9 protein-coding genes are annotated in these 11,666 nt (G+C 59.7%); 7 read left to right on the plus strand and 2 right to left on the minus strand.

The window, feature by feature from the left end; all coding sequences use genetic code 11:
* Positions 1-450 (plus strand): DUF1109 domain-containing protein (locus WCE35_RS23250; protein ID WP_424595658.1); only part of this gene is annotated, 450 nt, incomplete at its 5' end.
* A 243-nt stretch (positions 451-693) separates the two neighbouring features.
* Here WCE35_RS23250 and WCE35_RS23255 read toward each other — a convergent pair.
* Positions 694-1,563 (minus strand): formate/nitrite transporter family protein, encoded by an 870-nt coding sequence (locus WCE35_RS23255; protein WP_424595659.1) that lies wholly within the window; start codon positions 1,561-1,563, stop codon positions 694-696.
* A gap of 53 nt (positions 1,564-1,616) precedes the next feature.
* Between WCE35_RS23255 and WCE35_RS23260 the strand changes: the two genes are divergently transcribed.
* The 6 genes from WCE35_RS23260 to WCE35_RS23285 all read left to right on the plus strand — a co-directional run bounded on the left by WCE35_RS23260 (position 1,617) and on the right by WCE35_RS23285 (position 10,844).
* Positions 1,617-1,988 (plus strand): hypothetical protein, encoded by a 372-nt coding sequence (locus WCE35_RS23260; protein ID WP_424595660.1) that lies wholly within the window; start codon positions 1,617-1,619, stop codon positions 1,986-1,988.
* A 615-nt stretch (positions 1,989-2,603) separates the two neighbouring features.
* On the plus strand, positions 2,604-4,475 hold the full coding sequence (locus tag WCE35_RS23265) for a PHA/PHB synthase family protein (protein ID WP_424595661.1): 1,872 nt from the start codon (positions 2,604-2,606) through the stop codon (positions 4,473-4,475).
* 14 nt (positions 4,476-4,489) lie between these two features.
* Positions 4,490-4,765, plus strand: coding sequence for a hypothetical protein (locus tag WCE35_RS23270; RefSeq protein WP_424595662.1), 276 nt, complete (start codon positions 4,490-4,492; stop codon positions 4,763-4,765).
* A 234-nt stretch (positions 4,766-4,999) separates the two neighbouring features.
* Positions 5,000-6,343, plus strand: a complete 1,344-nt coding sequence (locus WCE35_RS23275; RefSeq protein WP_424595663.1) for a TolC family protein — start codon at positions 5,000-5,002, stop codon at positions 6,341-6,343.
* A 32-nt stretch (positions 6,344-6,375) separates the two neighbouring features.
* Positions 6,376-7,671 carry an efflux RND transporter periplasmic adaptor subunit gene (locus WCE35_RS23280; protein WP_424595664.1) on the plus strand — a complete coding sequence of 432 codons (1,296 nt, stop codon included), beginning with the start codon at positions 6,376-6,378 and terminating at the stop codon, positions 7,669-7,671.
* Between the two features lie 23 nt (positions 7,672-7,694).
* Positions 7,695-10,844 (plus strand): efflux RND transporter permease subunit, encoded by a 3,150-nt coding sequence (locus WCE35_RS23285; protein ID WP_424595665.1) that lies wholly within the window; start codon positions 7,695-7,697, stop codon positions 10,842-10,844.
* A gap of 125 nt (positions 10,845-10,969) precedes the next feature.
* Here WCE35_RS23285 and opgC read toward each other — a convergent pair.
* Positions 10,970-11,666 (minus strand): OpgC domain-containing protein (gene opgC, locus WCE35_RS23290; protein ID WP_424595666.1); only part of this gene is annotated, 697 nt, incomplete at its 5' end.

An 11,666-nucleotide genomic window follows, 5' to 3' on the forward strand; every position in this document is an offset into this window, starting at 1 on the left:
GCCTTTACCGTCATAATCCTCGTCCCGGCGTCAATCTATCTGATCAGACTTGCCCGCCCGGGCGGGGAGCGCGGATCTTCGGTCGCCTTGGTTACCCTGCCATTTATCGCCATCATGCTCCTTGTCGCCGTTAGCCTCGGCTTCGCGCCGAACTCCCATTGGAAAGGGGCAATTCTCAGCGATGAATGGCTTGAGTGCGTGATATCGATCCCACTCATCGCCGTCATGCCGTTTGCCGTGATTATCTGGGCGGTACGGCAGATGGCGCCGACCGACCTTGCGCGCACAGGCGCATTTGCCGGTCTCATCGCGGGCTGCCTGAGCGCAACCGGTTACGCGCTTCATTGCGCCGATGACACCGTCCCTTTTTTTGCAATGTGGTATGGCGGGACTATCGTGTTGTGCACCTTTGCCGGTTGGAAGCTTGGGCCGAAGGTCCTGCGCTGGTAGTCAATGCGGGCGCCCCATCCCAATATTACGGGCCTGGACATAAGCCACGGTCTGCACGGAGGGCCGCTCAGTGGAAGGGTTCGACGTGGAACGCCGCCAATTCCTCGCATGCTGCGCTGCCAAGCCCTGCATGAGTATCGCCTCAAAATATCTCTGTAGCCTGTAACCAGCCGACGTTCTGCTCCGAACTAGTAGAAGTTGTTTTCTTGTGTCGCGGACTAGCGGATAGCGCACAGCATCTGGTTAAGCGCGTCGACGCAGGTACACGAACCAGTAGACTGCGCCGACCATCAGGCTACCGCCGACAAGATTTCCGAGAGTCGCAATGGCGATGTTATGAAGCGCGCCACTCACGGTCAGTTGCGGATAGGCCGCCGCGCCCTGTCCGATCGCGGCCCAGAACTCCGGCGCGGCCCAAGATTTGATCGCAAGTCCGTAGGGCAGGAGATAGAGGTTGGCGATCGAGTGTTCGAACCCGGCGGCCACGAAGGCCGCGACAGGCGGGACGATGACCATGACCTTATCGGTCATGCTTCTCGCCCCGAACGACATCCACACTGCGAGACAGACCAGCACGTTGCAGAGCACGGCCAGGAAGAACAGTTGGATCGTCGGCAAGGCTGCTTTCGCCGAAGCAATGGCGAGCGCCGTCTTGCCGACTGCACCGCCGCCGAACCCGTGTTGCCCGGCGAGGAACACCAGCGCGACTGTGCCCACCGCGCCGGCGATATTGCCGACATAGACCAGTGACCAGGCACGGAGCAGCGCACCGAGTGTAATGCGACGGCTGGCAAAGGCCACGATCATCAGCGAGTCACCGGTGAAGAGTTCGGCGCCGCCCACAATCACCAGGATAAGTCCGAGCGAAAAGACAATGCCGGCCAGGAGGCGCGCAACGCCCCAGGGGAGTTCACCGGCTCCGGTCAATACCACCGTCATGAAGATCGCGCCGAACGCGATGAAGGCACCTGCAAGCAGTCCCAAGACGATGAGTGCGAGCGCATCGCGACCGGCCTTGGCGACACCCGCGGTCTCGCAGGCGAGCGCCATCTCAGGTGGCAGCAACGCATCGATGATGTTGGCGCCAGGGGCCTTCATGGGCGTGTCGGTCATTTCTCTACAACGCGATGCGAGGCAAAAATTGAACCAGTTGGAGCACGATATCCATGACTTCTGAGTATTCCAAGTGCAGCATGGAATTTTGTACTGTGGAATTCTTCACGGACGAAACGAAGATCCAGAAGGCGATCGGCCTCACGATGCGGTCCACCCTGTTCGCCCTGGCCGACGGGGTGATCGAACAAACGCTTCCGCGCTTAACACGAAACGGGAACGCCGGCGCGTTTCCCCGGGGTAGCCCGCAGCAGCTCGAGGGGGATGCCGGAAATCTGCCGCTCCTATTACCGGACCGCAGAGACGGTGGTTTCGAGAATTGGGTCAGCGTGAAGAAGTCGTCTGATACGAGCCGGCAATCGCTCGCATGTTGTGCTGCGAAGCCGCGCTTGAGTATCACCTCAAAATATCTCTGTAAGCTGTAACCAGCCGGTCTTCTGCTCCGAACTAGTCTAAGCGGTATGCGGATCAGAAGCCCCGGCATCGCCCGCGGCTTTTTTGTGCCTCAGACACGGTTATAATCGCGATGCATGAGGACTAACTGGATCCGCGCGCGAAGGCTTTGCGCGAACGTATCCGACTCTCGACGACACGCAGAAGCGAACGGGCTGATGCGATTCTCGTTCCCCTCATAGCGACTTTCTGACCGGAGTCGTGCCAGTGCAAGCGGGCGCAGTTATGGACTACTCCGCGCCTCATTACCGCATGAGGCGGTCAGAACCGACCGCACCCGTGTCCGCGACGTCCTCGTGACCTTTATCGTCGCTCTCTGAGCAACGCTTAGCGCTACCGAAAGGTATCCCAAAAATCGCGACAGAACGCGTCAGCCGGGCCATGATGCGCCGCATGGCCAAAAGATTGATGCACATCAAAGATGAGAAGTCGAACTGAGATAATTATTAGCATGGAGTCTTGGGTGCGACAGGTGCCGTGCCAGAAGATTTCACGTTCCAGTCTGTAACCGCCGGGCGGTTTGCTCCGAACTCATGACTGGAGGCGCACGCCAGGCGCTGTCGGCCAATACTGAGCCGGTGATGACTATGGCCGGGGAAAACGTTGTGGATCGGTTGCGCAAACCGTCTTCTCGGCCGCAGACGACGGATTCGAACCTGCCCGTTGTGATCGAGCTCGCTAAGGAGAGCACCGCCCTGACGTCGCAGACGCCGGGGCCAGCAAGTGCTGCGCACGAGCAGCCAATCTGGCTTGCCGGCCTCGATCAACCGTTTCATCAGGCCATCGCTCGCGTGTCAGGCGGTCTTTCGCCGTTGGCCCTCAGCCAGGCCTATGCGGACTGGATGCAGCATTTGTTGCTCTCCCCGGACAAGCAACTCGAGCTGCTCCAGAAACTGGGAGAGAAGTGGCAGCGGTTCTTTTTGTATTGCGGCCGCGCCTGCATCGATCAGGATTGTCCGACCTGCATAGAGCCCCTGCCAAAGGACAATCGTTTTGGCAACCCGGCATGGCGGCGCTGGCCCTTCAACTTTCTGCATCAGGGTTTCCTGCTGACGCAGCAGTGGTGGCACAATGCGGCGACCGGGGTGCCGGGCGTCTCCCGGCACCATGAGGAAGTGGTGTCGTTCGTCGCTCGCCAGGTCCTTGATGGTGTCTCGCCGTCGAACTTCCCGCTGACGAATCCGGTCGTACTGGACGAAACCGCACGGCAGGCTGGAGCGAACCTCCTCCAGGGTACGCAGAACCTTTTGGAGGATTGGCGGCGCTTGGCCGATCGGGAAAAGCCGGTCGGCGTAGAAGCGTTTCGCGTCGGCCAGGAGGTGGCCGCGACGCCCGGCAAGGTCATCTTTCGCAACCGGCTAATCGAACTCATCCAATACACACCGATGACTGCAGAGGTACATTCCGATCCCGTCCTGATCGTACCGGCCTGGATCATGAAGTACTACATCCTCGACCTGTCGCCCGGAAACTCGCTCGTCCGCTATTTGGTCGAGCACGGCTATACGGTTTTCATGATCTCCTGGAGGAATCCGACCGAGGAAGACCGTGACCTGAGCCTCGAGGACTATCGCCGGCTGGGTGTGATGGCGGCGCTTGACGCCGTCTCCGCTGTCGTTCCGGAGCGGCCGATCCACGCAGTCGGCTATTGTCTCGGCGGAACGCTGCTTGCCATCGCATCGGCAGCGATGGCGCGCGACAGGGACCAGCGGTTGAAAAGCATCACCCTGTTCGCGGCCCAGACGGACTTCCGCGAGGCGGGGGAACTCTCGCTCTTCATCGATGAGGACCAGATACGCTTCCTCGATGACATGATGAAAGCGCGGGGCTATCTCGACGCCAGGCAGATGGCCGGCGCTTTTCAGCTGCTGCGCTCCAACGACCTGATCTGGTCGACAATGGTTCATGACTACCTGATGGGCCAGCGCGGGCCGATGACCGACCTCTTGGCATGGAACGCGGACGCCACCCGCATGCCCGCGCGCATGCATTCCGAATACCTGCGCCGGCTGTTTCTCGACAATGATCTTGCCGAAGGACACTACCTGGTCGAGGGAAAACCCGTCTCCTTGCGGGATATCCGGGTGCCGCTGTTCGCGGTCAGCACGATCCGGGATCATGTCGCGCCTTGGCGCTCCGTCTACAAGATCCAGATGCTGACTGACGCCGATGTGAGGTTCGTGCTCACCAATGGCGGACACAACGCGGGCATCGTCAATCCGCCCGGCCAGCCGCACAGCCGCCATCAGATCGCGACCCACAAGGAAAACGAAGCCTACGTCGATCCCGATTCCTGGCAGGCAACGGCGGTTCATCATGAAAGGTCGTGGTGGCCGTGCTGGCTGGAATGGCTCGACCTTCAGTCCACCGAAAAGGCGCCGCCGCCGGCCATGGGCACCGCGGACAGGGGTCTTGCCGCGATCTGCGATGCTCCCGGCACCTATGTGCTGCAGCCGTAGAAGCGATAGCTGCAATGGTGATGCGCGACGATCGAACGATGGCATGGCGAATTGCGTTTACGTCGGCGGTGGGTGCTGCCAGCTTGAGTCCACCACGCCAAGGCAGTCCGCTACAGCATTGCGGAACCGGCATGCCGGTCGAGAGCGACAAGATTGCCACAACCGAAAGCTTCCAGGGCCGGGCCTGCCATTTCTGCTTTGTTTTCAGTCATGATCAGTTCCACAAACCGCCGGAGCGGTATACCAAGAAGGAAGATACAAAGCCGATCTCTTTGCGGAACGAACAATAGACCAAGGCGATGACGGGTTCACATTCTCCAAGACGCGATCCGGAACGTGCGAGCTTCGTCAGTTCGGCGACAATGCCGTCGATAATTCGCGCCGCCCCTGTCGCATCTTGCGGAGAGAACCGGCGCTCCGAGGCTATCGCGCGCGTCCTGCAGGTCTCGGCGCGCGCATATTCCCGAAGCGGGCCTCCGATCCCCAAACGAGCGCCGGGTGGCGCTGTGATTGCAACGCTATGCATGACAATGCTCCTGGGGCTGAGCGGGTGCGTTCTGGCGCCGGTGGGCACCTCAGAGGAGCAGGCCAAGCTCGATTCGGTTGCGCCGGCCTTTGAGCCTCCGGTCGAGGCACGTCAGTTGCCGACGCTGCCGACGCGGACAGGTTGGCGCGATGCCTTGCGCCGGGCGTTCTTTGCCAATGGCGAACTGGAATCTGCGTATTTCGAATGGAAGGCGGCTTTAGCCCGGATCGATCAGGCCGCGACGTGGCCCAACAGCAATGTCGCCGTCAGCTTCAGCTACATGTTTTCGGCCGAGAAGATCAAAGCGTGGGACCGCACAACGATCGGCGTCGGCTTCGATCCATCCATGAATCTGTCACTGCCGATCAAGGTGCAGACCGCCGGCGAGGTCGCGCTGGAAGCCGCCAGGCAAGCCGGCGAAAAACTTCGCGCGGTCAAATTCGACCTTCAACGAAGGGTAATTTCCACGTATCTGGATTTGGCGCTGAGCGAGGAGAAAATCCGCATTGAGCGCGATAATCTGACACTTCTCAAGCTCGCGACGGATTCGGCGGCCGGCCGCGCGCAGTCCGGCGGTCCCTTGCAGGATTTGCTCAAGGTTCAGATCGAGTCGCAGATGGCTGAGAACGAATTGGCAAACCTGGAAGCAGAAGCCAAGTCGATCCGGGGCACGCTCAACGGGATGCTCGCGCGCGATGCCAACGCGCCGGTGAGACTTCCGCCAACCCTGCCGACGCCGCGGCGTGTCGCCGCCGATGATGCGCAGCTCATTGCGGTGGCCGTTGAACAAAACCCGGAACTGGCCGGGCTGGCCCGGCAGGTGGCGGGACGGAAGAACGCCATAGAACTCGCAAGGCTGGCTTATCTGCCTGATTTCATTCCCTCAGGGAGCGTTACCGGGAATGTTTCGCAGGTTATCTCAGCGATGGTGATGTTGCCGACGAAGTTGCCGGCGATCCGCGGCGCCATCAGGGAGGCGGAGGCCATGACGCGGTCGTCAGAGGCCATGTTGCGGCAAACCACACGAGACCGCGCCGCGAGCTTTGTGGCGAACCTGTACATCATGCGGAATGCGGAGCGACAAGCTGCGTTGTACCGTCAGCGTATCGTGCCTGCCGCCCAACAGCTGGTGAACACTTCCCGGAGTGACTACACCGCGGGAACAGTGGGGTTTGCGGATCTTATCGACAGCCAGCGGACCCTGATCGCGCTCCGCCGAACGGTTGCCCAGGTCCGAATCGAGCGGGAGAAGCGGCTGGCGGAGATCGAAGCGCTCGCAGGCGTAGACATAGAGACACTCGGCAATTCGGTGACGCAGGCGGCCTCGCTCGCCGTGCAATAGCAAGCCAGTACCAGAACACTGTGAGGAATCTGGTGTCGACGAAGCGATATGGAGAGTTGATCGGACCTGCGTTGGCGACGCTGGTGGTCTTGTGCACGGGTTATTTGATGAGCGCGCAAGGCAGCTCAGCGCAAAACGTGGCCATGCCGGAAATGGAAAAGCCAAAGCCGGCCAACGACGCCGCGGCGACCAGCCCGGGGCCTCCAGGATACGCCGAAGTCAGTATTGCCCAGGAAGTCCGGCAGCGTATCGGGGTCACGCTGGGAAAGGCGACACAGACTCCGCTTACGATGGTCATTCGAACGGTCGGTATTGTGCGTCCCGATGAAACCAGGCTCGCCCATATTCACCTGAAAACGGAAGGCTGGGTCGAAAAGCTGTTCGTCTCCTTCACCGGGCAAGAGGTGAAGGCAGGCGACCCCATGCTTTCGATCTACAGCCCGGCGTTTTTTGCCGCGCAGCGGGAGTTGCTGTCCGTGTTGCGATCAGCAAAATCCGGTGTCGAAGGCACGGCGGACCAACAGGTTGTGTTGGAGGCCGCGCGCCGACGTCTGGAGCTTTGGGACGTGCCCGCGGACGCAATCAAGGCTTTGGAGACGACCGGCAAGCCAAGTACGTCGTTGATCTTGCGCAGCCCGATTTCAGGCACTGTCCTGGAGAAGAAAGCGTTTCAAGGTCAATATACCATGCCCCAGAACGAACTTTATGTGGTCGCCGACCTCTCGACGGTGTGGGTGCAGGGCAAGGTTTTTGAGTATGAATTGCCGCATGTCGAAATCGGGATGCCCGTCACGATCACGCTGCCGTCCCTGCCGACGCAACAGTTCGCCGGAAAGGTCGTGTTCATCGATCCGGTTGTCGACGAGACGACCCGATCGGTGCAAGTGCGCGTGGAACTTCCAAATCCCGACGGTCGACTAAAGCCCGGCATGTTTGGTCATATCCTGATCAGCCACGCGATGGGCAGTGGCTTGACCGTCCCTGCATCGGCCGTCATACGCACCGGCGAGCGCAACATCGCATTTCGCGCCATTTCCGCTGATCGCTTCCTGCCGGTCGAAGTGAGGATCAGCCCGTTGCGGTTTGAGGATCGATTCCAGATCCTGGAGGGGTTGGTGGCCGGCGACGAGGTCGTCACTTCCGCCAACTTCCTGATCGATTCCGAAAGCCAGTTACAGGCCGGTGGCGGCAGCATGGCGGGCATGCCCGGAATGGACGCCGGCAACAAAGGCAACGAGAAAAAGCCCGCCGCGAAGCCGCAGGATATGAAGGGAATGCCGATGCCAAGTGAGCCGGCCAAGGACGATCATTCCACCATGAAACACTAACTTCGGTGAGCGAGAGATAAACCATGATCGCCCGCCTCATCGAGTTCAGCGCGCGCAATGCGCTTCTCATGCTGCTGCTTATCGTCGCCATCATCGGCGGAGGGCTGTGGGCGGTCTACAACACGCCCCTGGACGCGCTTCCCGATCTCTCGGATGTGCAGGTGATCGTCGCCACCGACTGGGAGGATCGCAGCCCCAACATCATCGAAGACCAAATCACCTACCCGATCGTCACGCAGCTGCTCTCGGCCTCCAAGGTCAAGGCGGTGCGGGCCTCCAGCTTCTACGGCGAGTCTTTGATATACGTCATCTTCGAGGACGGCACCGATCTGTATTGGGCCCGTAGCCGGGTGCTGGAGTATCTCAGCGGCATGGCCGGCAAGCTGCCGACCGGAGTCGCGCCCCGGCTCGGGCCCGACGCTACCGGCGTGGGTTGGGGCCTGGAATATGTTCTGATCGACAAGACGGGAAAACATTCGCTGGCCGAGCTTCGCAGCCTGCAGCAATGGCAGGTGCAGTATCAAATACGCGCTGTTCCCGGCGTTGCAGAAGTCGCCAGCGTAGGCGGCTTCGTGAAGCAATACCAGGTCACCGTCGACCCCGACAAGCTGCTGGCCTACAAGATCCCGATCAACAAAGTGGTCGAGCAAGTCCGCCGAGGCAATCAGGAAGTGGGCGGCCGGGTATTGGAGTTCACGGGCACCGAGTACATGGTGCGCGGGAGAGGCTACTTTCAAAAGCCTTCCGACATCGAGAAGGTGGCGGTCGGAGCACAATCCGATGGGACGCCTATTCTGGTGCGCGACGTTGGCTTCGTCCAGATCGGTCCGGACATCCGTCGTGGCGTGGTGGACTACAACGGGATGGGCGACGCTGCCGGAGGCATCGTTGTCGTCCGGTTTGGCGAGAGCGTCTACGACGTGTTAGCCAGCGTCAAGCAGACGATCAAGGAGACTGTCCAACCGACGTTGCCGGATGGGGTCGAACTGGTCCTCACCTACGACCGGTCGACCCTTATCAATCATTCAGTGGAGACGCTCAGGGAGAAGCTGATCGAGGAAGGCATCATCGTCAGCCTGGTCTGCCTGGTGTTCCTGTTCCATTTCCGCAGCGCCCTGGTTGCGATCATCACGCTGCCCCTGGCGGTCCTGATGGCGATCCTGGCGATGCAATGGATCGGGCTGACCAGCAACATCATGAGCCTGGGCGGCATCGCCATCGCGGTCGGGGCGATGGTGGACGCGGCCATCGTAATGATCGAGAACGCCCACAAACACATTGAAAATGAGGAGGCCAAGCCCGCCGGGGAGCGCCGTCCGCGCCTGGAACTCGTGATCGTCGCCTGCAGAGAGGTGGGCCCGTCGCTGTTCTTCTCACTGTTGATTATCACCGTCAGCTTCCTGCCGGTGTTTGCCCTTCAGGACCAGGAGGGCCGGTTGTTCAGGCCGCTTGCCTATACCAAATCGTTCAGCATGTTGTTTGCAGCAGTGCTGTCCATCACGGTCACGCCGTTCCTGATGGTATGGTTGATCCGCGGCAGGATTCCGGCCGAGGAGAAAAATCCAATCAATCGCTTCCTGATCTGGATCTATCAGCCGGTTGCCAGGCTGGCGTTGAAGATACGTTATGTGATGGTCGGCATCGCTCTTCTCGCCATCGTCGCCATAATCCCCATTTACAATAGTTTGGGCAGCGAGTTCATGCCGCCGTTATGGGAAGAAACGGTGCTCTTCATGCCCGCGACGCTGCCGGCGGCGTCGATACAGACCATGAAGCAGGCCATTCAGGAGCAGGACAAGATTTTGCTGGGTATCCCGGAAGTCGCCAGCGTCTTCGCCAAAGCCGGACGCGCCGAGAGCGCTACCGACCCGGCTCCGCTGGAAATGGTCGAAACCGTCATCAACCTCAAGCCCTCGGATGAGTGGCGGAAGGACATGACTCCCGACAAGTTGATCGCCGAGATGAATGCAGCGCTGAAGGCGAAGATGACGGGCTTCTCGAATAGCTGGACCATGCCCATCAAGGCACGCATCGACATGCTCTCCACCGGTATCCGGACGCCCCTTGGCGTCAAGGTGTTTGGGCCGGACCTTTCAGAAATGGGAAAGATTCTGTCGGAAGTGGAGGCCGCCATAGGCACGGTCCGGGGCACAAGAAGTGTTTTTGCCGAACGTGTGGCTCAAGGTCATTACCTGGATTTCGATATCAATCGCGAGGCGATCGCCCGTTACGGGCTGTCCGTCATGGACGTGCAGGAAGTCATCCAGGCGGCGGTGGGCGGCGCCAATCTCACGCAGACCATCGAAGGCCGCGAGCGCTATCCTGTGAACGTCCGCTACGGGCGTGATCTGCGGGATGATGTCGGCGAATTGCGACGGGTTCTGGTCGCCACCCCTATGGGAGTCCAGGTGCCTCTGGAGGAATTGGCCGCGCTGCGGTTCGTAGATGGCCCTGGCCTGATCAAGAGCGAAGCGGCGCAGCTTGTAGGCTACGCCTATGTGGATATCGCAGACCGGGACATCGGCAGCTACATGAACGACGCCCGAAAAATCGTTGGCGAAATGGTGAAGCTGCCTCCGGGCTACAGACTCCAATGGAGCGGGTCGTTCGAGGGGATGCAGCGGGCAAGCCAACGACTTCAGTACGTCATCCCGATCACGCTCGCCGTCATCTTTTTGTTGCTCTACCTGAACGGCCGGTCGGTCACCAAAGCGCTGATTGTGATGATTGCCGTGCCATTTTCCCTGGTGGGCGCATTTCTGCTGCTTTGGCTGTTGGGCTATCACCTCAGCGTCGCCGTGTGGGTGGGGATCATCGCCTTGGCTGGCGTCGACGCCGAGACCGGGATGGTGATGCTCTTGTACCTGGATGTGGCCCATGACCGCTGGAGGCAGGAAGGGCGGATGAAAAGCATGAGCGATCTCGAAGGCGCGGTCATGGAGGGCGCGGTCCAGCGTGTGCGGCCAAAAATGATGACGGTCCTCGCGATCCTGATGGGCCTCTTGCCTATCATGTGGTCCAGCGGAACTGGCTCTGACGTCATGAAGCGAATCGCCGCCCCGATGGTCGGCGGGGTCGTCACGAGCTTCCTCTTAACGCTGCTGATCTATCCGGCCATCTATGTCATATGGAAATGGTGGACCGAAGTGCGGCACCATCAAGCAAAAATTTGACGACCATCGCGTCGAGTATACCCGAGCGATAGAATCAAGAAGCGAGTGCCGGTCTCGGCGCCAGAAAGCGGATGATCCATCGGCTTCCCTCGATCAAACTGGCGTACAGCGGTCTCGAATATCGTCTAGCGTCGCCGATTGCCAGCCTGAATTGTACAGTTCAAATCGGCGGCAATTGGTTTGTCGACTTGCTTTGACCATGATCGATAGTAAGCAACACCCGTCATGATTGCGAGCCCGGCAGCTCCGACGAGCAGTTGGGCAAGGTATCCGCCAGAGACTTTTTCCAGAATAAAATGAGCGATGAGCGAGAGAAAGACCCCGACGCAGAACACCTCAAGAGACTGTTGGCCGCATTTGATTAGCGGGCGAAAGATCGGCCACCCGAGCCCTGGCCAATCGACGGGTATCAGTCGAGCCACCAATAAAACCAGAATAGCAAGATGTATCACACGATAAGGGGCCAGATTGGTCTTGTCGTTTGGATTAAACGCCTCAAACAGAACTGTCGGAATTACGCTCTGGAGCTCGGTGATTTGTACCGACAGCGTCATCACAAGAGCAAAGAGCAGAAAAACGATACTCAAGCAAAGAACGACGCGAGACTGAAGCAGGAAATCGAGCGCAATTATTCTACCCAATGCCAGCCAAGCGCCGAGCAAAAAGAGCAACTGCCATGTGAAGGGATTGAAATACCAAACGCCGGACGGATACGAAGGAAAATTCCACCCGTAGTGGCGAGCAGCAAGGTAGAGCAAGACGGATCCCAGCATGACCCAGCTCTTATGTCTCAGCGTCAACCACAGAACGGGCGGAAACATG

It is taken from the genome of Bradyrhizobium sp. (assembly GCF_049691595.1).
GTDB lineage: Bacteria > Pseudomonadota > Alphaproteobacteria > Rhizobiales > Xanthobacteraceae > Bradyrhizobium.